We start from the raw sequence: 24,507 nt of genomic DNA on the forward strand, positions 1-24,507 counted from the left end.
ATTATGCTGCTCCAACATTCGCAAACAATGCACGGTCTTTGACGATATCGCCACTTGCTGTCACGCGTTGCTTCTGCGATTCAGCAAAATCGAGCATACGTTGTAATGGCTTTCTAGCTGCCGCTGCGAGCTCAGCCGTCATTAATACTTCACCGCTATTATTAATCAAGCATTGCTCGATACCTTGTAGACCATTCATCGCCATCCATGGACAAAAAGCACAGCTCTTACAACTGGCACTTTCGCCCGCAGTCGGTGCAGCCAAGAAGCGCTTGTTTGGCGAGCGCTTTTGCATCTCATGCAAGATACCCAAGTCAGTTGCGACGATAAAGGTATCGGTATCCATCTCATAGGTGGATTGTAATAGCTTACTGGTCGAGCCAACCACGTCGGCAAGCGCCACGACACTATCTGGAGATTCAGGATGTACCAAGACTTTCGCTGTCGGATGTTCAGCTTTTAATTGTTCAAGCTCAGTGGCTTTAAACTCATTATGCACCATACATGAACCTTGCCAGAGCAGCATATCTGCGCCAGTCTCACGGGCAATGTATTTACCTAAGTGTCTATCTGGACCCCAAATGATAGGCTCACCTTGTTCATGCAAATGACGAATGATATCGATACCAACTGACGAAGTTACTACCCAATCAGCCCGTGCTTTCACCGCAGCGCTAGTATTGGCATAAACGACAACCGTACGCTCAGGATATGCATCACAAAAGGCAGAAAATTCATCGGCAGGGCAGCCCAAATCAAGCGAGCATTCTGCTTCTAAGTCTGGCATCAGTACTGTTTTTTCCATACTGAGTATCTTTGCCGACTCACCCATAAAGCGTACACCTGCAACTACCAGTGTTTGTGCACTATGCGCCTGACCAAAACGCGCCATTTCAAGTGAATCACCAACACAACCGCCGGTCGCCAATGCCAAATCCTGAATAAAAGGGTCGACATAATAATGCGCCACTAAGACGGCGTTATGCGCTTTTAATAACTGCTTAATATTTTCTTCAACTTGCAGTCGCTCACTACGCGGCAAGTCTGCGGGCATTTTTGCTTTGGCATATTCGATATTCATTTGCGTGGCAATGCGATTATCGGCACTCATAATCGGTGCGTCATACGGATACGTTTTCATAAGTGCAAACCTTTCATGCAATAACGACACGTCAATTGCCGTTAAAAGTGGGTCAAGTAAATAGCGCTAAAAAATATACTGGTTTAATTATGCTCATTTTGAGCATAAATACAAGAAATTTTTTATACGTTTATTATTTATGCAGGACTCATTTTGTATAATTACAACCATAAGCTATGATAAGCATCGATTCAAGCTATACTTAGCATGTGGTCAATGGCTTATCATTTGAGCTGTATTTTATAATTAAAATAAAAGGTAATCATTAACGTCATGACGTTGTCTTATTCACATGCTCATCAACAAGGTAGCGGCACGACCGAAGTCGTCGCAGTGCTGGTTGCGATTACTGAACACACGGCGCGCGTTTTAACTGTTGATCAAGGCAAGCTATTGCCCAATGGTCCCCTCATGCCATTACACCGCTCGTTGCAAGCCGGTGTGCGCCAATGGGTTGAAGAGCAAACACAGCAGCCACTTGGTTATTTGGAACAGCTATATACCTTTGTTGATACCAATAGACGCAATGATGATGGTCATGCGCTGGTTTACGTCAGCTATTTGGGTTTGGTGCAAGAGGCGCAAGCACAGCTACAAAGCCAAGCATTATGGCGTGATTGGTATGATTATTTCCCATGGGAAAATCATTTAGATGGTATGCCAGCTATCATTATGGATTATATCGTACCGGCATTATTACGTTGGGCAGATGCTACAAAAGAGCCTGATATTCAGCAGCGCCGGCGTCAGCGTATTGGTCTGTGTTGGAGCGTCAGTGAGACGATTCTAAATAATTGCTCTAAAAATAAAAGCGTGCATTCAAATGCAGAGAGCAATGATCAGCTGATTAATAGTAAAGAATACGAGAATAGGGAATGGGTTGCAGAACATGTCCTTCTGCGTTATGAGATGTTGTATGAAGCAGGTCTTATTGCAGAAGCACCAACTTATCCACCAAGCTATTTGGCTAATGTTCAACCTGACAGCGCTGAATCTAACAAGGCGTTTAAATTACCTAGTAACTGGTCACAGCTTATAGGGTCACCGATGTACTATGACCATCGCCGAGTGATTGCGACGGCTATCTCAAGACTACGTGCAAAAATTGAATATCGACCGCTCATTTTTGGCTTAATGCCAGATGAATTCACCTTGTCGCAGTTGCAGCAGAGTGTCGAAGCACTATCGGGTGTACGCTTACATAAGCAAAACTTCCGCCGGCTGCTAGAGTCACAAAATCTTGTGCTAGAAACAGGGCAGAGTAGTAGCGCCCAGCGTGGTCGTCCCGCTAAACTTTATCGTTTTCGCCATGATATTGAATTGCAAAGTTTGCTGATGGATAGCAAATTGCCAAAACGTAAGTAGTCGCCCAATCGTTATCAGCCTCTATCATTGCCAAACCCAATAAATTTATCGAAAATTTTAATTTAGGATATTTTCTTGCGAGACAATAAACTTTACGTTATATTTATGCTCATTTTGAGTTTATATAATATATATTCAGAATATAAGCATAATAAGGGCTAAAAATGACAGTTAAACGAGAGCCAGCATTGGCTAAAGTATTACTTAAACCATTGGTTGAAGCGGCATTAACAGAAGATTTGGGCAGACGTGGTGATGTCACTTCGCAAGCGACTATTCCAGCCGACATGCAAGCGCAATTACAGATTAAGGCAAGGCAAGCAGGCGTAATATGTGGTATGGATTTAGCACGCTTATCTTTTGCTTTGATTGATGAGCAGATAGAATTCGTTGCTCAAGTCTATGATGGTGAAGTGGTCGAAGCTGGCGCAGTATTAGCAACTGTCCATGGCAATGCGCGTAATTTGCTGACAGCAGAGCGTACGGCGCTTAACTTTATGACTCATCTTAGCGGTATTGCGACAGATACTAAGAAGGTTGTCGATAGCGTGGCAGCATATCCAGCGCAAATTACTTGTACGCGTAAAACCATTCCAGGCTTACGTATCGTCCAAAAATATGCGGTACGCTGCGGTGGCGGGCGTAATCATCGCTTGGGTTTAGATGATGCGATTTTAATTAAAGACAACCATATTGCTATCGCAGGTGATATTAAAACAGCGATTGAGCAAGCGCAAGAATTTGCTGGGCATCTGATTCCAATCGAAGTGGAAGTCGATACATTAGCACAGTTAGAGCAAGCACTAGATGCTGGTGTGAGCTTAGTGCTTTTGGACAATATGTCGCCTGAGATATTGTCGCAGGCAGTCGCTATGTGTAAAGGTCGTGCTAAAACCGAAGCATCAGGTGGTATCACTCCTAAAACAGTGCAAGCCGTTGCGGAAACAGGCGTTGATTTTATCGCGATGGGTTATTTGACCCACAGCACGACTGCATTAGATATTGGTTTGGATTTTAGCATTTAGCTTTAACGCTTGGTCTAAGTATAGTGAGTCCCAAATAGAAGAAGTACAAATGTTATAAAGCACTGCTGGGGTTAACTATTCGCAGACAGAGGCTGCGAATAGTTAACCCCAGCAGTGCTGTACTCTTTTAAAAATGGATCAACTATATAGACTTGTTTTAATGAAGTTTAATAGAGGATTAACCCTCTATTAAAAGGGCAGATTTGTATCGATAACCTATGGATTTGGTAAGGTGTAGGAATTAAGCGAAGTTAATGATTTAATAGGCTTATCTGCCTATGCTACAATGCCGCTGCTACCGACTATTAGGTCATTGATGCACTTGCCCAATGGCCTTGTTTTTTGCCCGATTTGACTAATAGACAAGCGAGCGCTCAGTGAATACTGAAATTATTAAGATAATCTTAGCCTTTATGGTATTGATTAACCCCTTTAGCGCATTGACATTGTTTTTAGATTCAACGCGTGGTTATTCAATGAATAATCGACGTAAAGTAGCGCGCGTTGCTTGTCTGACCATTTTTATTACTATTAGTTTTTTCACCTTAGCAGGCGAAACGCTCCTCAAAGTCTTGGGTATTTCAATCGGCTCGTTTCAGTTAGCAGGCGGTATATTAGTGTTTCTAATTGCTCTCAATATGATGAATGGCGAGGGCAATCCAGTTAAGCCTGATCAAGAAAATTTCGATGTTGACCATCTCCAAGGTGCGCCGCCAACGATGGCAGCCGCGGTTGTGCCGATTGCTATTCCTATGATGATTGGACCGGGTGGTATTTCAACCGTTATTATCTACTCATCACAAGTTTCCGGTATCTTGCAAATATCTGCCATTTTGATTGCGGGTTTGTTTATCAGTTTATTTTGTTATTTGGCATTGATGGCAGCTGGTCGTATCAGTCGCTTATTGGGTGATACAGGGCTTAATATTATGAGTCGAATCATGGGGATGCTATTGGCGGCAGTTGCTATCGAAATTATCGTTAACGGGCTACGTACGCTGTTTCCTGATTTGATTTAGTTTTTTAGTCTATAAAAGTGATTTAATCCCTCAAAAAACCAACTACTTTCAAAAAAGTATTTGGTTTTTCTGCTTTTTAAGCGGTGTATTTGTTTTTAGTTAAAGGATGTTGAGTAGAAAGCTCTGTTTTAGCTTTGGTACAAATGCCAAGCCAAATAAAGCATCAATATACCGACCAAGGCATCAAGGATATTCCACGCTTTTGGTTTGGCAAATAATGGTTTGAGTAATCGCGCCCCATAGCCAAGCGCAAAAAAGAAAAAGAATGAAGCGCTGACTGCTCCTACTGCAAAGGCAAGCTTACTACTGGCTCCTGTTGAAACCATACCGACCAGCACCAAGGTATCTAAGTAGACATGTGGATTGAGCCATGTAAAACCAAAGCATAGTAATAATGCCTTTTTTAGGCTAGTGACGACTTGTCCATCGACGGTAAGTGAGTGGGATAAACGCATACTGGCATACAAGCTTTGCAGTCCGTAACCTAATAAGAATATGACGCCCGCGACCTTGGCAATATTGACCACTTGCGGATAGCGTGCCGTTACCGCGCCAAAACCGCCAACGCCAGCTGAAATCAACAACGCATCACTGACTGCGCAGAACAGACAGACAAAAAATATGTGCTCGCGTTTGAGCCCTTGTTTGAGTACAAAAGCGTTCTGCGAACCAATAGCGATGATGAGAGATAAGCCAAGCAAAAAACCGGAACTGTAATCGGTGATATTCATGATGGCTGTCTTATCCTTTAAAAATGCTGACGTTTGCTTACTGGTAGTATGGCAAAAAGCTGTTAAGATAAGGGATTGAATGGTCAAATGCAATCAGTAAATGGGCGAGGAGCAGGGTAAGTTATGGTCATAAGTTTGACAAGAATGCTACAGTCATTTGGGCAAGCACATGATGACCTGCCAACCGCCGCTGCTAAAAATGCTCAGCAAGCGGCTGCCAATAAACTTACTAATAATAAAAATGATGTCAATACTTCAACGTCTAATGCTTCGCCGCTTACTGAGCCACAGCGTACCGAACGTATTTGTGATGCTTTAGCGCAAGTGTCTGATATTCGTGCACCGACGCCATTGACCGATCGTTATTTGTCCAATCGTGCTCAAATGCGACCGAGTAATAGACCACCTTTTGACCCAGATACCTTATGGTTTCTTAAACATGGACGCTGTCCGATTATGACTGAGCTTGTGAATGTGGTCGATGCAGCCACGCTAAATGCGATGCCAATTGAAGCAGTTGCTATTTTAGATAGAATCAATGGCAAATTAAAACGCTATCGTGAATGGAGTAGCGAGCTTAATGATGAGCAGAAGCAGCAACATAATGAGCGGCAGTTTGTCATTGATAAGCTGATATCTGAAAGTATTCCAGAAGCCTTGCATCATTACGAGCAGCTGCAACGTTTTAGTCCACATCGTACGAAGAATAATGTAGTACAGGGTAAAATGACCGCAGGCGATATGCTGACGGATTTGTTTTTAGAGATTGATTATGAGCTTGATGAATTGTTAGAGGAGCTGCATCAAACGGTGATGAATCGTCTGGCTTCAACCCATCGTTATGTTAAAAGCCGTACGCAAAATTAGCCGTCATTTTTCTATTCTGCTAAAAAATAAGCATCAGCAAACACAAACAACTCAATGCATAACAATATAGGGCTTTAATAGAGCCTTATTTTTTTGTTTAATAAAATCATTAAATACTATATTCAGTCTTAAATAAGAGAAATATGAATATTATAAAGTGCTACTAGGATTAATTTTCGTAGCCTCTGTCTGCGTAGGCACAGTAAGCAAGAAAATTGATCCTAGTAGCGCTGTGTTCTTGCAAAAGTGGAGCAACCATATCAAGAATAATAATAAATTTGCCAATTAATACTATTAAATAATAAGGATAATTTTATGACTCAAATCACTGCGATACTTGTCATGTTTGTTTTATATGGAGTGCTACCCGCAGCAGGTCTGTATTTAGGCTATCGTGGTATCAAAAAGGTGACAGCACCTAAAATGCTAGCGTATAAAGCGATGCCGCAATTGGGTTATATTCCTGAGAAAAGCTTACCATTTGATGTTAAAGCTGCATTGACCCAAATTAATGAAAAAGGTGAAAAGCTGAGACTTATTTATGGTGATACCAATAATGATGGCAAGATAGATAATAAAGATGCAGTTAACGAAACTTATATTACCATTCAAAATCTGATGGATAAACATGTACCACAAGCAGTAGCAGATTATCGCCGTTTGCATGACTTAGATGTCGGGGATGGCGCACTTGCTGATAATACTAAAATTAAGCATTCTGATGTCACTGGTAAAGAAGCGCTGTTGGATATATTGGGAACTATTAACACCCAGTTTGATGAACTGCTTAATGCATCTTATCATCAAGATGGACAAAAACTGCTAGTAACCAATCGATATTTACAACAGCGTTTTGATAATCCTAATGTAGATACAGATACACAATTGCTTAATACTACTAAAATAGAGCAGATTGAAAAGCTATAAGATGACACTGTTAGTAAGGATATGAGATAGAGAGTAGTAAATAGTTAAGAGAATCAATGACGGTTGAACGATTAAGAGTAAATTGCTATGAGTGTATTAATAGGCGTTGGTGTCATAACGACAATGAGCGTCTTCTATCTAGGTAGAAAAGGCTGGTATGCTTTCCATAAAGCGGTTGGTATTACGCCAGGTGTACTTATTTATCAAAATGCTAATGCACCATTATCGTTAGCAAGCATCAGCTGGCAACAACTAAATCTAAATAAAAAGCATCTTAATTTTTTAACAGATAATCAGCTACGCCAGCTACAACATATTGATGAAAAGGTAGCCAGTTATTATGACTATCAGATAGAGCTAAAGTCACAAGAAAAGATGCCTGAAATCACCGAAGCACAGTTCGTATTGCATAAGATGCTGCATACACGTTTACCTGAACTACTCAGTAGTTATTATCAACTGACGATTATCAAATCAAATGCTAAAAGCGTCAATAATCAATCACGAGATGAAGCCGGCAAGTTGCTGCAAGACGTATTAGATAAGATAGAACAACGCTTAGATAGCTTATTAGAACAAATGGAGCAGCAGCAATTACAGGATTTACGAATCATGAAAAGCTATATTGATAGTCATAATCACTAATATGTCAGTAGCTAGAGAATACTTATTAATGTCACATACAAAAAAGCTGCCAATGATTATGTATCATTGGCAGCTTTTTATTGAGTATGCTAAATCTAAAAAATATTAGCGTTTATCGTTGCGGTCACGGGTATTACGGGTGCCGCGACTGGCAGGACTTGCACTGCTTTTTGGTTTTGCGCTACTAGTGCTATTACGATTATCGCTACGAGTGTCAGTACGACGTGCTTTCAGCGGTTTATTTCTGATACGCTCTTGCTTTTCTTTAGCAGCACCATGGAGACCTGTACCATAACGCGGGCGTAAGCTCACTAGGTCTGTTAACGTATTAATATCTTTTCTATCAAGCTCTAAGAAGCGACCTGTACGTAGCTCTTTTGGCAACGCAATATTACCGTAGCTCGTACGTAATAGACGACTGACTTTAAGACCTTGGGATTCAAATAAGCGGCGTACTTCACGGTTACGACCTTCTTTAAGCTGCACATGATGCCACTTGTTGACGCCTTCACCACCGCCTTCTTTGATGTCTTCAAACTTGGCTAAGCCATCTTCCAACATGACACCTGTTGTCATCGCCCGTGCCATATCTGGGGTAACATCACCCAGCACACGTACGGCATATTCACGGGTTACTTCGCTAGAAGGATGCATCAAACGATGTGCCATTTCACCATCATTAGTAAATAATAATAGACCTGTCGAGTTGATATCCAAGCGACCTACCATAACCCAACGGTCATGAGTCAGCTTTGGCAAACGTTCAAATACGGTAGGACGACCTTCTGGATCATTCGCCGAGCATACTTCGCCTTCAGGTTTGTAATAAGCTAAAACGCGACGACGCTTTTCATTTTCAGAAGTATATTTAATCTGACGACCATCAACGCGAATCTCATCACCTTGTTCAACACGATCACCAATGGTTGCCGGACCATTATTGACAGTTACACGACCTGCTTTAATGACTTCTTCCATCTGACGACGTGAACCAAGTCCCATACGGGCAAGTGCTTTCTGTAATTTTTCATCTTTCATAGCGATTTCCTAGAATCGGTGGGTTTACATTTCTCAATGTATAAAATTGGACTGCATATTATACGCTATTTCTAAGGGTTATAGATATTATGTTTAAATAATTTTCCACTTTAATGTCTGAATAAGGTAGATGATTTTCATATCATTTGTCGGTTTAAATTGGTTAGTTAAATAAATAAGAGAAGATTTTTTATAATTTATATGACCAATGACTATATTGTAATTATCGCTAAATATTAGTATTTTTCCATATAAGCCATTTTCCGATAAATCGTAATTTCCATCAAAAATACATGATTATGGTTCAAAATTTAACCACCTATGTTATTATGGTTTTGTTTTTTTGCACATAATGCAACGCTTTGATATGACTGTCTGATTCTTTAATGCTAGACACTACTTATATCTATGATTTATAAAGGTCTTTTTATGTTTTTCAATTCATCAAAGTTACTAAGTATAACGTGTCTATTAATTATTGCTTTGGCTTCAGGGTGCTCTAGCATCAATGCGGGTTTGCAAGCAGGTGAGCTGCCACCAAGTGGCGCATTTATCGCTGAAAACGGTCTTCATTTTAACGTTCAACCACTAAATCTAGCGACATTACCACCAAAGCAAGCAGTGCTTCCAAGCAGCAATTTAAGTCAGCTAATAAGAAACTCTGGTCGAGCAGAGTATCGTATTTCTGCAGGTGATATTCTTAGTATTATATTAGTTGGTTATCCCGATATTACAGCAGCAGGTGCGTCAGGCTACCCTGTGGATCAGCAAGGGTTTGTTCAATTTCCACTTGTTGGACGTGTTAAAGCGACAGGTATGAGTGTGCCGCAATTCACGGCGAACTTGCAGAGACAACTACAGCGCTATCTTAAGTTTTCAGATCCACAGGTTAAAATTCTTGATTATCGGGGTAATAAATTTTTTATTGATGGTGAAGTGGCTAAACCTGGTGAATTTGCAATTGCTGATGCACCAGTGTCGCTGTATAGCGCGATTTCTATGGCTGGTGGTGCAACGCCTACAGGTGATTCAAATAATATTGTGTTTAATCGTAAAGGTGTGAACTACAATATTGGGCTGCAATCCTTACGCCAACTAGGGTCTTCTGCCAATCAAATCTATCTCCAAGACGGCGACTCTATTCATGTTAATAGTCAAAATCGTAATAAAGTATATGTTCTAGGAGAGTTTGGACGTGTAGAGCCTGTCCCAATTTTAGAACAGGGTATTACCTTAGCGCAGGTGATAGGTGAATCAAAAGGTCTTGATTCTAATACGGCCAATGCTGCTAAGATATATGTCGTCCGTGATAACCTCAATACCAGAACAACAGACATTTACTATGTTGATATGCAAACAATTACCAGTTTTGCGCTTGCAAATCGTTTTGAGATGCGTGCCAATGATATTATCTATGTAGATCCTACTGGTTTGACGCGTTGGAACCGTGTCCTCAGTGCGTTATTACCATCAACTTCTGCAGTTACTGTTCTTTCTGGCTTATAAATAATAGGTAATAACTATCATGGCATTTGATCATATTCTAGTTGTGTGTGTTGGTAACATTTGTCGTAGTCCAATGGCGGAAGCACTCTTGAAACAGCGTTTTCCCAATAAGATTATCGACTCTGCAGGTGTGGGTGCTTTAGTCGGTCATCCTGCCGATCCAGCGGCATTAGAAATCATGTCAAAACAGCAGATTGATATTACCAGTCATGTTGCTAAGCAAATTGATGAGCAATTGGCTAAAAAAGTGGATCTTATTTTCACTATGTCAGACGGTCAGACTAAGTGGATTGAAGAACGCTGGCCTTTTTGCCGTGGTAAAACCTTTAAGTTGGGCCATTGGACTAATAAAGACATTGCTGATCCTTACCAGCATGAGATAAGTGCTTTTGAGACTGCACATCAAGATATTGTTGACGGTCTGTCGCAGTGGACTGATAAAATTAGCTAAGCTATTGTTGTGAATAAACGATTATTATAAAAGACTAAAACTAAACGATTACCTTAAGTGATGAACCTACCGTTATGAATACAGATTCAAAGAATGTATTAAACTCTGCCTCTAAAGAAGATGATGACGAAATCGATTTGATGGCGCTAATTTTTGCCATTTTGCGTGGCTGGAAAACCATTGTCTTTTTTGCTGTATTGGGTCTGATAATAGGTATCTTGTATAGTCGGTATGTGAATCCTACTTTTCAATCAGATGCATTGATCCAAATAGATGAGCAGTCAAAAGGTATTTCTGCGTTAGGTTCGGATATCTCTGAGCTGATAGGGTCAGAAGCTAGTAAGGCTCAAACAGAGGCAGAGCTCATTAGGTCTCGTATGATATTAGAGCCTGTTGTAAATTTACTGCATCTGCGTATAAAGCTTACTGATCCTACTATCGGCTATGTTGATAGAATAAAAAATGCTGTTACGCCTACTCAAATCAATAAACCTGAAGGCGTTTCACTTAAAACACAGGACGGTGAAGTACAAGTCAGTCAATTTAATGTCTCGCAAGACTATTTAAATCAATCGTTTACATTAACCAGATCTGCAACAGGGTTTGTATTAAGCAATGGTTTTGATGATTTTAAAGGTCAGATTGGTCAAGCGCATCAGTTTAGAGGCACAGAAGGTCAGATTCACATTACAGTAAATAGCCTCCCAGCTGATGGTTACCCTATTAATATTACTAAGCAGTCATTGCATAATACAACAAACGATATTAATAATGCGCTTTCTGTCCTTGAGAAAGGTAAGCAGACAGGCATTATTGAGATGTCAATGACAGGCACTAATCAACAACAAGTTACATCCATATTAAAACAAATTATCGTATCCTATGTAGATCAAAATCAGTCGCGAGGCTCTGAGGAAACCACTCAAACTATTAATTTTATGGAAACTCAGATTCCAACGTTAAAGAAAAAATTAGAAGAGTCAGAAGAAGTATTTAATAGATTCCGTAAGAAATATGGCACTATTGATGTAAGCAAAGAAGCAGAGCTGTTGTTAACAGAGAACTCGCAAATTGATGTTCAGCTTAATGAGCTTAAGCTTAAAAAAGCCGATCTAACGACCTATTATACCGAAGAGCATCCATTAGTCATTCAAATCGATGAACAGCTCAAAGTTCTTAATAGTAGAAAGCAAGACATAGATGATACTATTTTAGGACTACCCGAAATACAAAGAGAGTTTTTACAACTATCTGCTGACACAGAGATTAATAGAGAAATATATTTAACTCTACTGAAAAACTATGAACAGTTAAAAATAGTTAGAGCTGGACAAATTGGTTATGCACGTATTATTGATCTACCGATTAATACTTTTAAAGCGATTGCACCGAACAAACTTTTGATTTGGGCATTGGCTGCGTCATTAGGTACGGTACTTGGTACGATATTAGTTCTTATTAAAAATATGCTTAGAAACGTTGTGAAAGACCCAGAGCGCCTTGAAGCTAAGACAGGTGTACCTGTTATTGCGACGATTCCACGTTCACCACTATTGACTAGGTTGGGTAAGAAAAAATCTTCAGATAGGCTACTCGCCTATGCAGATAACAATAGTTTAAGTTATGAAGCCATTAAAAGCTTAAGAACGAATCTCATGTTTGGGATGCCAATCCAAGGACGAGCTGGTCAGCGTGCTAAAGTTATCTTAATTACTGGTGAAAGTCCGGGAGTAGGTAAGTCTTTTATCTCATCTAACTTAACAGAAGTATTTGCTCAATTGGATAAAAAGACTTTAATTATAGATGCAGATATGCGTTTGGGTGAGTTGCATAAAGTGTTTAATATGGACCAATATAATGGTTTGGCGGATTATTTAACACAAGATACAACCCATCTATCAAGAAGTAGTACTCAGCTAACAAAAGTTGATAGTTCTCAAGAACTTAGTCATTTAGCAAGCTTTATCCACTCAACGGGTATTGAAAATATTGACTTTATGCCTCGGGGCGAACATCCACGTAATCCTGCATCGCTATTAGCTAATGGTAGCTTCGATCACTTGATGACTGAGTTAAATCTTCATTATGATTATATTATTATCGACTCACCACCGATATTGGCAGCTTCTGACGCTATGATATTAGCGCAACATGCTGACAAAGTACTGATGGTGACAAGATATGATACTTCAATAGAAGGGCAATTGGTCTACGCTGTTAATCAGATGAACAAAGCTAACATAAAAGTAGATGGCATTATCTTAAATGATGTACAACAAGGTATTATGAGCAAATACAGTTATAACTATAGTTATGCTTATGGTAACAATAACTAATATTTGTCTGAGACAAAATTTATTACCTTAATTATTAGTATTTAAACAAAATAGTTGCTTGATATGCCAATAGACCCATCTATAATTTCTAAAAAAGATGTGACTTCTCCTGTAAAGTCTAATGACTTTGCTGAGCGTACTGCTAGGATATTGCTGAATCTACCTCGAGGCATCAAGCGCAGTATTTTGATGATGGCTGATTTTATCATGTCAGTGGTCTGTCTATTCTTTGCCATAGCAGCCCGCTACGGGTATATAGACAACCACGTGAGTTTGTTATTATTAAGCGTCAGTGCATTGATTCCAGTATTATGCTTATATGTAATTGGATTTTATAATGGCGTGGCACGAGGGTTCTTTGATGCGATGATGGGCAGTGTATTACAACTTTTCTTTGTAATCATCCTCGTCGCCCAAACCGTTTTATATTTTAAATTACTACCAGGTATTCCTCGTGCAGTACCTATCGTGTATTTATTTCTATTTTTTATATGGTTATGGAATAGTCGCTTAACGATTAGAGAGCTGCTAGCAAGGTGGCAGGGTCAAAGGCCACAGTATAAGTATGATGATTATGATAACGTTGTCATCTATGGGGCAGGAGAGGCCGGTAAAGAGCTCTTAGAAGGTTTAAGAAATTCTCATAAGTATAATGTCGTCGCTTATGTCGATGACGATCCGCAATTGACAGGCGCCTATTTACTCGGTAAAAAAATTCACGCGGCTTCTGACCTTATTAGGCTCGTAGGTAAACTAAATGTTGCCCAAGTTTTTTTAGCCATTCCTTCTATCAGTCGATCACGCAAACGACAAATCATCGATAAACTAGAAGGTATCTCTATTAAAATCAAGGAATTGCCTAGCTTAGAAGAAATCGCTGAAGAAAAAGTCACCGTTAGCAGTATGCGTAGAGTGGATATATTAGATGTATTGGATCGGCAGACAGTTGAACCTGACGTTAATCTTTTACAGCAAAATATTACGGGTAAAAGCGTACTGGTGACAGGTGCCGGTGGCTCTATCGGTAGTGAATTGTGTCGTCAAATTATCAAGAATAAGCCTAAATGCTTGGTACTATATGAATTATCTGAGTACGCGCTTTATACGATTGATCAAGAGTTGACGGCGAAAAAAGCTAAAAATAAAGACTACGATGCCATAGATATTGTTGCCATTATTGGCAATGTGATCAACGAAGACAACTTGCTGCGCGTATTGAACCTCTATCATATACAGACGGTATATCATGCGGCAGCGTATAAGCACGTGCCCATCGTAGAGCATAATCCGTTTGAAGGCGTGATTAATAATAGTAAAGGCACCTATCACTGTGCGCGTGCCGCGATACAAGCGAAGGTTGACACCTTTGTACTGATCTCAACTGACAAAGCAGTCAGACCGACCAACATAATGGGAGCGTCCAAGCGTTTAGCAGAGTTAGTCTGTCAAGGGCTTAGTATGACGACGGCTCATACTTGTATCAGTATGGTACGCTTCGGCAATGTGCTTGGGTCCTCAGGCTCGGTAGTCCCTGTGTTTACGAAGCAGATAGAACAAGGGCGACCTATCACGGTGACTCATCCAGATGTCACACGCTACTTTATGACGATTCCTGAAGCCGCCAATCTAGTGATTCAAGCAGGGGCGATGGCAAAAGGCGGTGAAGTATTCGTTTTGGATATGGGTGAACCAGTCAAAATCGTTGATTTAGCACGTCGTATGATTCATTTAAGTGGACACAGAGCCAAGACTACTGATAATCCTAACGGCGATATAGAGATAATTTTCACTGGTTTGAGACCGGGTGAAAAGCTGTATGAAGAGTTGATCATCGGTGAGGATAATATCGAAAATACCGATCATCCTCTGATTATGCAAGCGATGGAACATAGCTTTCCTTTAACTGAGCTTGAATCGCTACTGTCTGAGCTGACTGAAAAGCAAAAAGAGTTTGACGTTCCTTGGTTAAAGCGACAATTTAGGCAGTTTGTAGCGGGCTATCAAGAAGGATCTATAGATAAATAACTCTCTACTAATATCTTAAGTATTATACTATTAAATAGAATTGATTAGATTGGCAAAGGAATATTATGTTAGACATCAAAGATATAAGAATTGCAGTCATTGGTCTAGGTTATGTAGGTTTGCCATTGGCGGTTGAGTTTGGTAAGTCTTTGCCAGTAGTAGGTTTCGATATAAATGCCAGTCGTATAGCTGCACTTTGCACAGGTACAGATCATACGTTAGAAGTGAGTAATGAAGAATTAGCACAGGCCTCGCACTTGAGTTACAGTTGCGATATCAAAGCACTCAAAGATTGTAACTTTTTTATAGTGACCGTACCGACGCCTATCGATAAGTATAAACAACCCGATTTGACGCCATTAATAAAAGCCTCTGAGGCTATCGGCAGCCTGCTGAAAAAAGATGATATTGTGGTCTATGAGTCTACCGTCTACCCTGGTGCGACTGAAGAAGTCTGTATCCCAGTACTCGAAAAAGTTTCTGGATTAGCCTTCAATAAAGATTTTTATGCGGGTTACAGTCCTGAGCGTATTAATCCGGGTGATAAAGAGCACCGTGTTACTAATATCCTAAAAGTAACAGCAGGCTCGACACCTGAGGTAGCAGATTTCGTTGATGACGTATATAACTTAATTATTACCGCGGGTACGCATAAAGCTGCCAGTATCAAGGTGGCAGAAGCGGCAAAGGTTATCGAAAACACCCAAAGAGATGTAAATATCGCTTTAATCAATGAGCTCGCCGTTATCTTTAATAAGATGGGGATAGATACTCAAGCAGTATTAGAAGCAGCAGGAACCAAATGGAACTTTCTACCGTTCCGACCGGGTTTAGTAGGCGGTCACTGTATTGGCGTTGATCCGTATTATTTGACGCACAAAGCGCAAGCTATTGGCTATAATCCTGAGATCATTTTGGCTGGCCGTCGCCTGAACGATAGTATGGGCGAGTATGTTGTCACGCAGCTCGTTAAAACCATGATTAAAAAGCGCATTCAAGTTGAAGGAGCCAAAGTTTTAATCTTAGGATTAAGCTTCAAAGAAAACTGCCCCGACGTGCGTAATACCAAGGTTATCGATATTGTCCATGAGTTAGAAGAATATAATATCGAAGTCGATGTTTATGACCCTTGGGTAGATAAAGCAGAAGCTGAGCGTGAATATAATGTGACGCCTATTAGCAAGCCCGCTATAAATAACTATGATGGTATTATCTTAGCAGTCGCGCATAATGAATTCGTCGAGCTGGGTGTAGATCAGATTAGAGCGTTTGGCAAGAATGAACACGTGCTTTACGATTTAAAGTATGTTTTCACTAAAGAAGACACTGATATCCGCTTATAAATCTATAAAAAATACGGAAAGTAATGGTTATGACGTTAACTGCATATGAAAAAGTTCAAAAAGTATTAATTAACGAACCAAAAACTTGGTTGATTACTGGGGTAGCGGGATTCATAGGCTCTAATTTACTAGAAGAGTTATTGTTACTAAATCAAAAAGTAGTCGGTCTAGATAACTTTGCTACTGGTTTTCAGCATAACTTAGATGAAGTACAGGGTTTAGTAAATGAAGATCAGTGGCAGAACTTTACTTTTATAGAAGGCGATATTCGTAATCTAGATGACTGTCAGTCAGCATGTATAGGCGTAGACTACGTACTGCATCAAGCAGCACTAGGTTCGGTGCCACGTTCTATTGCTAATCCCATTAATACCAATGATACCAATATCTCAGGCTACTTAAATATGCTCGTAGCAGCTCGTGATGCAAAGGTTGCTAGCTTTACCTATGCGGCTAGTAGCTCAACGTATGGCGATCATCCAGCATTACCAAAAGTCGAAGATGCTATTGGCAATCCGTTATCACCCTATGCGGTGACTAAATATGTCAATGAGCTGTATGCCGATGTGTTCGCACGTACTTATAACTTTAAAACGATCGGTCTGCGTTATTTCAATATTTTTGGTAAACGACAAACACCTGATGGTGCCTATGCAGCGGTAATACCAAAATGGACGGCTGCTATGATCGCAGGTGATGAAGTATTTATTAATGGCGATGGTGATACCAGTCGCGACTTTAATTTTATTGAAAATGCGGTACAAGCTAATATTTTAGCTGCGACAGCCAATAACGAAGCCAAGAACCAAGTATATAATGTAGCAGTTGGCGGTCGTACTACTCTTAATACGCTATTTTCAGCACTTAAAGAGCATTTAAGTACTAATGAGGTTGGCTACACTCAAGACCCAGTCTATCGAGATTTTAGAGCAGGGGATGTGCGTCATAGTCAGGCTGATATTAGCAAAATACAAAATGCGTTAGGCTATGCGCCACAGTTTGATATTATTCAAGGTATCGAGAAAGCGATGCCTTGGTATGTAAAGTCCTTAACTTAAGAAAATAAGTAGATTTTTATGAAAATATTAGTTACTGGCGGCGCAGGCTTTATCGGCTCTGCTGTTATCCGCCATATTATCCATAATACGGACGACGAAGTCTTAAATATTGATAAATTAACCTACGCGGGTAATTTAGAATCTCTCAAAGAGATTGATAAAAATTCAAGATATACATTTCAACAGATTGATATTTGTGACAAGGAAGCGTTAGAGCAAGCATTCGATAGCTTTAAACCCAATCTTGTGATGCATTTAGCAGCAGAGTCACATGTAGATCGCTCTATCGATGGACCAGCTGAATTTATTAATACTAATATTGTCGGTACGTATCATTTATTAGAAGTCGCGCGTCAATACTGGCAAACGCTTGATGACATAAGCAAGCAACAGTTTAAATTCCACCATATCTCTACCGATGAAGTGTATGGTGATCTTGATGGAACGACAGACCTCTTTACTGAAACCACCCCTTATGCACCAAGTTCACCTTATTCTGCGTCTAAGGCTAGCTCAGACCATTTGGTTCGAGCCTGGCAGCGTACTTATGGTTTTCCTACACTTATAACTAACTGCTCTAACAATTATGGTCCTTACCATTTTCCTGAAAAGCTTATTCCATTGGTTATCCTAAATGCTTTAGACGGCAAAGCTTTGCCTGTTTATGGTAAAGGCAACCAAATACGTGATTGGCTGTTTGTAGAGGATCATGCACGCGCTTTATATAAAGTGGTCACTGAAGGCAAAGTGGGTGAAACTTATAATATCGGTGGTCATAACGAAAAGCAAAATATCGAAGTGGTCAAAACCATTTGCCACATCTTAGATGAGCTAAAACCACAGGCAAATGGTCAGCCGTACGAATCATTAATTACGTTTGTAAAAGACCGCCCAGGACATGACTTGCGCTATGCAATCGATGCAAGCAAAATTGCCAATGAATTAAATTGGACGCCGACAGAGACGTTTGATAGTGGTATTAGAAAAACGGTCGAATGGTATTTGAACAATATGGAGTGGTGCAGCCGCGTTCAAGATGGCAGCTATCAGCGTGAAAGATTAGGAGCAGGTGAGTAATGAATACAAAAGGTATTATTTTAGCAGGCGGTTCAGGTACGCGTCTTTATCCCATTACTAAAGGCGTCTCTAAGCAGCTGCTCCCTATCTATGATAAACCGATGATTTATTATCCGTTGTCTGTATTGATGCTCGCAGGTATCCGTGAGGTGCTTATTATTAGCACACCAGATGATATAGATGGTTTTAAGCGTTTACTCGGCGACGGTCAAGAGCTTGGCATCGATATCAGTTATGCGGTTCAACCTAGTCCAGATGGTTTGGCGCAAGCCTTTATCATCGGCGAAGAGTTTATTGGCGATAGTAATGTCTGTTTAGTGCTTGGGGATAATATCTTTTATGGTCAAGGCTTTACTCCATTGCTGCGTCAAGCTGTCAATCGTCAAAAAGGCGCAACCGTCTTTGGCTATCAAGTTAAAGATCCAGAGCGTTTTGGCGTAGTAGCATTTGATGAAAATAAGCGCGCCATTTCAATAGAAGAAAAACCTGTCAAGCCTAAATCTAATTATGCGGTAACTGGTTTGTACTTCTATGATAATGATGTCATAGAGATTGCGAAGAAGGTAAAGCCTTCTGATCGAGGCGAAGTCGAGATTACCACTGTAAATCAGATGTATATGGAACGTGGTGATCTCAATGTCGAGCTACTAGGTCGTGGATTTGCTTGGCTAGATACTGGTACACATGAGAGCTTACTAGAAGCAGCGCAGTTTGTAGAGACCATTGAAAAGCGTCAAGGCTATAAAGTGGCTTGCTTAGAAGAAATTGCCCTCAATAATGGTTGGTTGACTAAGCAGAAAGTGGCTGAGATTGGTCAGTCGATGAGTAAGAATGCGTATGGTCAGTATCTAATCTCTTTAGCAGAGGATAAGTGATGAGCCTAATAGAATGGGTCGAGCTACCAAATCTGGGAGATGATCGAGGTTCGCTCATAGTAGCTGAATCTAATAAAAACGTCCCTTTTGAGGTTAAAAGGTTTTATTACATATTAGATGCCAAACCTGATGTTCCCCGTGGATTTCATGCCCATAAAGAACTTATGCAGTTAGCTTTTTGTATAAAAGGTAGCTGCAATATGATAATGGATAACGGCATAGAAAAGCAGCAAGTGCGCATTGATAAATCTAATATAGGTTTGATGATTCCCCCTATGGTTTGGCATGAAATGCATGACTTTAGCGAAGATTGCGTGATGTTGGTATTGGCAAGTGCACAGTATGATGAAGCGGATTATATTCGTGATTACGATGAGTTTATGAATGAAGTTAATAAGCCTTTTATCCACCCATTGTCTGATGTGATGTCAACCACTATAGGACAAAAAACCAAAGTTTGGCAGTATAGTGTGATTCTTCCTAATGCAGTCATTGGAGAAAATTGCAACATTTGTGCTCATACATTGATTGAAAATGATGTGGTAATCGGAAATAACGTGACGGTTAAGTCAGGCGTCTATATATGGGACGGTATTACTTTAAAGGATAACGTCTTTATCGGGCCTTGTGTCACTTTTACGAATGATAAGAAGCCGCGCTCAAAACAGTACCCAGATGAATTTCCAATAACTGTTGTAGAAGAAGGGGCGAGTATTGGTGCTAATGCTACTCTTTTACCAGGTATTACCATTGGAAAAAATGCATTAATAGGTGCTGGAGCCGTCGTGACTAAGAATGTTCCAGAAAACGCAATTATGGTGGGCAACCCTGCCGTTATTCAAGGGTATGTATAAATGATTCCTTTTCTTGATCTAAAAGCAATTAACGCTCAATATCGTGATGAGCTTATAGATGCTTGTACTCGCGTTATTGATTCAGGCTGGTATATTGGCGGCAGTGAGCTCGAACAATTCGAGCAGCAATTTGCTAATTACTGTGGGACGAAATATGCAATTGGTGTGGCCAATGGTTTAGATGCCCTAATCTTGACACTGCGAGCATGGAAGGAGTTAGGTAAGCTAAAAGAGGGTGATGAAGTTATCGTACCGTCTAATACTTATATAGCTAGCATATTAGCGATCAGTGCCAATAACTTAACGCCTATATTAGTTGAACCCTGTATATATAGCTTTAATATCGATCCTAACAAAATTGAGACAGCTATGACTAGCAGAACAAAAGCTATAATCCCTGTGCATTTATATGGGCAATTAGCTGATATGCCAGCTATTATGGATACTGCTAAACGTCATGAGTTGTTGGTATTAGAAGACTCGGCGCAAGCCCACGGCGCTTGCCTTGATGGTAAGAGAGCAGGCAGTTGGGGTGATGCAAGTGGTTTTAGCTTTTATCCAGGTAAAAACTTAGGTGCGCTAGGTGATGCAGGTGCAATCACGACGAATGATGAAGAGTTGGCTAATACCTTGCGTGCGTTACGTAATTATGGCTCATATGAAAAGTATAAAAACTTATTTCAAGGCGTTAACAGCCGGCTAGATGAGATTCAAGCAGCGATGCTTAATGTAAAACTAAACCATTTAAATGATGAGATTGCACATCGTCGTAAACTCGCGAATGCTTACCTTAAAGGTATTAACAATAACGCAATTATATTGCCTAAAAAAGAAGATGATAGCGCTCATGTTTGGCATGTTTTCGTGATCCGCTGTGAACATAGAGATGAGCTACAAAAGTACCTAACTGACAATGGGGTTCAGACATTAATTCATTATCCAATACCACCGCATCAGCAGCCTGCGTATAAAGAATGGAATGATCAGAGCTATCTTATTTCTGAAAAAATTCATGCAGAGGTATTGAGTTTGCCCATTGGACCTACAATGACTATGGAAGACATCAATACAGTCATTCAGGTATGCAATGAGTTCCAATTATAAATGAATTTACTCAAAACTAGCGCACTCAATGGTATAGCGGTCTTAATTAAGACTGCGACTATGCTCATACTGAACAAAATATTAGCAGTATATGTTGGTCCATCAGGATATGCAGTAATCGGTCAGTTTCAAAATTTTGTACAGATAATGACTGCCTTCGCAGGAAGCGCAGTTAATACAGCAGTTGTAAAATATACTGCAGAATATTACGAAGATGAAGAGAAGCAAAAAGCTATTTGGAAGACTTCTGGCAGCATTGTTTTCTTATTTAGTATAGTAATTTCTGGTTTATTATTATTATTCCAAAAAAAGACTTTCTTTATATATTTTTCAATCAGTTGAGTATCAATCAGTCTTTGTATGGTTTGCAATATTTTTAGTATTATTTAACTTCAATATATTATTTTTAGCCATATTAAATGGTAAAAAAGAAATATCTAAACTTGTGATTGCAAATATTATTGGTAGTTTGCTTTCATTGATTATAACTGGATTGTTAGCTATAAACTTTCGTTTATATGGTGCATTGATTGCACTTTCTATATATCAATCAGTGGCTTTCTTTGTGACATTCTTTATATGTTATAAATCAGATTGGTTTAAAATTTCTTACCTATTTGGAAAGATAGATCCTGAGGTATTAAAAAAAATATCCAGTTTTGCATTAATGGCAATAGTGAGCGTAGTTTTTGGAAATTTATCCCAAATTATTTTAAGAAATTTAATCATATCTGAATACGATGTAGCTTATGCAGGTTACTGGGATGCAATGACGCGTCTAAGTGGTGGTTACCTAATGTTTGCCTCAACAATATTGGCCGTTTACTACTTACCAAGACTGTCAGAACTTAAAAAATATAAAGATATTAAAAAAGAGATAAACTATGGATACAAGGTTATTTTACCTTTGGCATGTATATTGTCACTAATAATATATTTTTATCAAGACTTTATAATAAATCTTTTATTTACAAAAGATTTTTTACCGATGAAGGAGCTCATGTTTTGGCAATTGGTAGGAGATGTAATAAAAATAGGAAGCTGGATTATAAGTTTTATGATGCTCAGTAAAGCAATGACGAAGATATTCATAGTTACAGAAACTATTTTCGCTTTGAGTATCATCCCTTTATCTGTATTTTTTATTCATCATTTCGGATTTAAAGGTATTGCTATGGCTTTCGCGTTGAACTGTCTGTTATATTGGATAGTTTGTAGTTATTACTCATTTAAAAAACTCAAAAGGTTATCATATGAACCTTGTTAGTATAATTATCCCTATGTTCAATGAAGAATTAAATGTTATAAATTGTGTGAAAGTATTAAAAAAGCAAACGAATCAAAGGTTTGACGTTTTATTTGTCGATGATGGTTCAGAAGATAAAACGCTTGAAAATTTAGAAGAGATTATCAAGTTAGGAGTTGAGTTTAATTATAGAATTATAACAAGAGTTAATGGTGGTGCATCTGCTGCAAGAAGAACTGGAATAGATTTAGCTTCAACAGAGTACGTGATGGTATTTGACTGTGACGATGGTTTATCAGATAACTGTATAGATGAAATTTACAATATTCACCATAATAATGTTGATGTGGATATTATTATTCCTGAGATGTGTGTTGAAAATAAAAGCGGGATATGGAATGATTTTGTATTTTATACGAGTGATAGAAAGCTGAGCTCATTAGATTGTGTTGAGAACTCTCTAAATGGATGGAAAGTTCATGGATGTATAACGATTAAGAAAAGCATTATCCAAAAAAGTTATATTGATTATGATAAATATAATGCAAATAATGAGAATTATATTAATAATGATGAAGTAATTACTAGGTTTAATTTTTCAAATTCAAAAAACATAGTAAGAAGTAAGGGTGTCTATTATTATTGTCACAATAGTTTATCGACAACGAAAAAAGTAAATAGTGATAGATATTTAATGATAAAAAATGCATTGATAGTTAAAAATTATTATTATAAAAATACCAAACTAAAGAAAAAAGTAGATGAAGAGTTAATTGCTGTAATCTGGAGTACTAAATTGTATATGTATAGGAATAAATTAGCACTTAAAAATATATCAAAGTGGGAAAAAATGATATACCAGTCTACAAAGGAAATCATATATTTTGATTACTGCCATAGATTAAGTTTAAAAAAAATATTTCAGTTAACTATATTAAAGTCATTAAATATACGTTGAGAACGATATGGTAAACCCTTTAGTTTCAGTAGTAATACCTTGCTATAACCATGAGCAATTTGTAAAAGATTCAATTCAGAGTGTAATTGATCAAACATATGAGAATATAGAACTAATTATAATCGATGACGGGTCAACTGATGACTCAGTTTTGGAAATTCAATCGATGATTGAAATCTGCCAAAAGAGATTTATAAATTTCGATTTTAGAAGTAGGTCAAATAAGGGTTTATGTGCCACTTTAAATGAATCTTTGGAATGGTGTAAGGGGAAATATTTTTCAGCATTAGCATCAGATGATCAAATGATATTTAATAAAACAGAAATTCAGATTGAATATCTGGAAAGTCATGCTGATATAAGTGCATTAATGGGTTCAGTTGATTGGGTAGACAGTAATAATAAAATTATAAGTAAAAGAAGTTCTTTATATAAGGAATACACGTTTGAAGATGTTTTTTTGTGTAAACACAATCTTTATGCATGTACCCAGATTTCTAGAATGAAGGATATCAAGTCGGTGGGAGGGTATAAAGAGGGATGTCCGATCGAAGATTGGTATATGTGGCTAAAACTTTCACAATTAGGAAAATTAGTAAATTTAAATGAAAAATTCGTAAAATATCGCTTGCATGATGATAATACTATTAAAAAAGGTGAGATTATTTATAATGGAATGACAGAAATTGCTGAAGAATATAAGTTTCATCCTTTATACTTATCTTCACTAAAGAGGATTATATGGAGAAGAATTGCTGCTGTAATAATAAAAGATAAAAGAAAAGGCTATATTCTTCTGAAAGAAGTGGTTAAAGCAGACAAGATGAGCGTGTTTCATAAGGACTTTTATCGTTGTATTAGGAATATAGCTTTTAAATGAAAGTTAAGCTAGTATTTAATAACAGGTAAATAAAAA

21 protein-coding genes and 1 pseudogene are annotated in these 24,507 nt (G+C 38.8%); 19 read left to right on the forward strand and 3 right to left on the reverse strand.

Annotated features, from left to right (window positions below; translation table 11 throughout):
* Position 1: 1 nt before the first annotated feature.
* Positions 2–1,141 (reverse strand): quinolinate synthase NadA, encoded by a 1,140-nt coding sequence (nadA, locus tag PSYCG_RS03075; RefSeq protein WP_020442888.1) that lies wholly within the window; start codon positions 1,139–1,141, stop codon positions 2–4.
* Positions 1,142–1,414: 273 nt separating this feature from the next.
* Between nadA and PSYCG_RS03080 the strand changes: the two genes are divergently transcribed.
* The 3 genes from PSYCG_RS03080 (at position 1,415) to PSYCG_RS03090 (ending at position 4,550) form a co-directional block, all read left to right on the forward strand.
* On the forward strand, positions 1,415–2,506 hold the full coding sequence (locus PSYCG_RS03080) for an NUDIX hydrolase (RefSeq protein WP_020442889.1): 1,092 nt from the start codon (positions 1,415–1,417) through the stop codon (positions 2,504–2,506).
* Positions 2,507–2,670: 164 nt separating this feature from the next.
* Positions 2,671–3,531 (forward strand): carboxylating nicotinate-nucleotide diphosphorylase, encoded by an 861-nt coding sequence (gene nadC / locus PSYCG_RS03085; RefSeq protein WP_011512953.1) that lies wholly within the window; start codon positions 2,671–2,673, stop codon positions 3,529–3,531.
* A gap of 377 nt (positions 3,532–3,908) precedes the next feature.
* Positions 3,909–4,550, forward strand: coding sequence for a MarC family protein (locus tag PSYCG_RS03090; RefSeq protein ID WP_084674192.1), 642 nt, complete (start codon positions 3,909–3,911; stop codon positions 4,548–4,550).
* Positions 4,551–4,678: 128 nt separating this feature from the next.
* Here PSYCG_RS03090 and PSYCG_RS03095 read toward each other — a convergent pair whose 3' ends face one another.
* Positions 4,679–5,281: a LysE/ArgO family amino acid transporter gene (locus tag PSYCG_RS03095; protein WP_011512955.1), complete on the reverse strand. Its 603-nt coding sequence runs from the start codon at positions 5,279–5,281 to the stop codon at positions 4,679–4,681.
* A gap of 144 nt (positions 5,282–5,425) precedes the next feature.
* On the opposite strand from PSYCG_RS03095, the gene PSYCG_RS03100 reads away from it, so the two are divergent.
* The 3 genes from PSYCG_RS03100 (at position 5,426) to PSYCG_RS03110 (ending at position 7,720) form a co-directional block, all read left to right on the forward strand.
* A complete protein-coding gene (locus tag PSYCG_RS03100) occupies positions 5,426–6,148 on the forward strand; it encodes a hypothetical protein (RefSeq protein WP_020442891.1) in 723 nt (240 codons plus the stop codon).
* Positions 6,149–6,463: 315 nt separating this feature from the next.
* Positions 6,464–7,075: a hypothetical protein gene (locus PSYCG_RS03105; RefSeq protein WP_020442892.1), complete on the forward strand. Its 612-nt coding sequence runs from the start codon at positions 6,464–6,466 to the stop codon at positions 7,073–7,075.
* A gap of 87 nt (positions 7,076–7,162) precedes the next feature.
* The gene (locus PSYCG_RS03110) at positions 7,163–7,720 is read left to right on the forward strand and encodes a hypothetical protein (RefSeq protein ID WP_020442893.1); all 558 of its coding nucleotides are present in this window, start codon (positions 7,163–7,165) and stop codon (positions 7,718–7,720) included.
* A gap of 105 nt (positions 7,721–7,825) precedes the next feature.
* Here PSYCG_RS03110 and rluB read toward each other — a convergent pair whose 3' ends face one another.
* A complete protein-coding gene (gene rluB, locus PSYCG_RS03115) occupies positions 7,826–8,758 on the reverse strand; it encodes a 23S rRNA pseudouridine(2605) synthase RluB (protein ID WP_020442894.1) in 933 nt (310 codons plus the stop codon).
* A 429-nt stretch (positions 8,759–9,187) separates the two neighbouring features.
* Here rluB and PSYCG_RS03120 point away from each other — a divergent pair, with 429 nt between their 5' ends.
* From PSYCG_RS03120 to PSYCG_RS03180, 13 genes and pseudogenes are all read left to right on the forward strand, one after another.
* Positions 9,188–10,264, forward strand: a complete 1,077-nt coding sequence (locus PSYCG_RS03120) for a polysaccharide biosynthesis/export family protein (protein ID WP_020442895.1) — start codon at positions 9,188–9,190, stop codon at positions 10,262–10,264.
* A 19-nt stretch (positions 10,265–10,283) separates the two neighbouring features.
* Entirely contained in the window at positions 10,284–10,715 is a 432-nt protein-coding gene (locus tag PSYCG_RS03125) for a low molecular weight protein-tyrosine-phosphatase (RefSeq protein WP_020442896.1), read from the forward strand.
* 74 nt (positions 10,716–10,789) lie between these two features.
* Positions 10,790–13,051 (forward strand): GNVR domain-containing protein, encoded by a 2,262-nt coding sequence (locus PSYCG_RS03130; protein ID WP_020442897.1) that lies wholly within the window; start codon positions 10,790–10,792, stop codon positions 13,049–13,051.
* 63 nt (positions 13,052–13,114) lie between these two features.
* A complete protein-coding gene (locus tag PSYCG_RS03135; protein WP_020442898.1) occupies positions 13,115–15,076 on the forward strand; it encodes a polysaccharide biosynthesis protein in 1,962 nt (653 codons plus the stop codon).
* Between the two features lie 65 nt (positions 15,077–15,141).
* Positions 15,142–16,419 carry a Vi polysaccharide biosynthesis UDP-N-acetylglucosamine C-6 dehydrogenase TviB gene (gene tviB / locus PSYCG_RS03140; RefSeq protein WP_020442899.1) on the forward strand — a complete coding sequence of 426 codons (1,278 nt, stop codon included), beginning with the start codon at positions 15,142–15,144 and terminating at the stop codon, positions 16,417–16,419.
* Between the two features lie 23 nt (positions 16,420–16,442).
* Positions 16,443–17,477, forward strand: a complete 1,035-nt coding sequence (locus PSYCG_RS03145; RefSeq protein ID WP_020442900.1) for an NAD-dependent epimerase/dehydratase family protein — start codon at positions 16,443–16,445, stop codon at positions 17,475–17,477.
* 18 nt (positions 17,478–17,495) lie between these two features.
* On the forward strand, positions 17,496–18,554 hold the full coding sequence (gene rfbB, locus PSYCG_RS03150; RefSeq protein ID WP_020442901.1) for a dTDP-glucose 4,6-dehydratase: 1,059 nt from the start codon (positions 17,496–17,498) through the stop codon (positions 18,552–18,554).
* Entirely contained in the window at positions 18,554–19,429 is an 876-nt protein-coding gene (rfbA, locus tag PSYCG_RS03155) for a glucose-1-phosphate thymidylyltransferase RfbA (RefSeq protein ID WP_020442902.1), read from the forward strand. The genes rfbB and rfbA overlap by 1 nt, the downstream gene beginning before the upstream one ends.
* Entirely contained in the window at positions 19,429–20,283 is an 855-nt protein-coding gene (locus PSYCG_RS13180; RefSeq protein ID WP_020442903.1) for a WxcM-like domain-containing protein, read from the forward strand. Before rfbA ends, PSYCG_RS13180 begins: the two co-directional genes overlap by 1 nt.
* The gene (locus tag PSYCG_RS03165) at positions 20,284–21,387 is read left to right on the forward strand and encodes a DegT/DnrJ/EryC1/StrS family aminotransferase (RefSeq protein WP_020442904.1); all 1,104 of its coding nucleotides are present in this window, start codon (positions 20,284–20,286) and stop codon (positions 21,385–21,387) included.
* Positions 21,388–22,654, forward strand: a pseudogene (locus tag PSYCG_RS03170) (O-antigen translocase).
* Positions 22,641–23,591, forward strand: a complete 951-nt coding sequence (locus tag PSYCG_RS13100; protein ID WP_020442905.1) for a glycosyltransferase family 2 protein — start codon at positions 22,641–22,643, stop codon at positions 23,589–23,591. Before PSYCG_RS03170 ends, PSYCG_RS13100 begins: the two are co-directional and overlap by 14 nt.
* Before the next feature lie 7 nt (positions 23,592–23,598).
* Entirely contained in the window at positions 23,599–24,471 is an 873-nt protein-coding gene (locus PSYCG_RS03180) for a glycosyltransferase family 2 protein (protein ID WP_020442906.1), read from the forward strand.
* The last annotated feature ends 36 nt before the right edge of the window (positions 24,472–24,507 follow it).

It is taken from the genome of Psychrobacter sp. G (genome assembly GCF_000418305.1).
GTDB classification, from domain to species: domain Bacteria; phylum Pseudomonadota; class Gammaproteobacteria; order Pseudomonadales; family Moraxellaceae; genus Psychrobacter; species Psychrobacter cryohalolentis.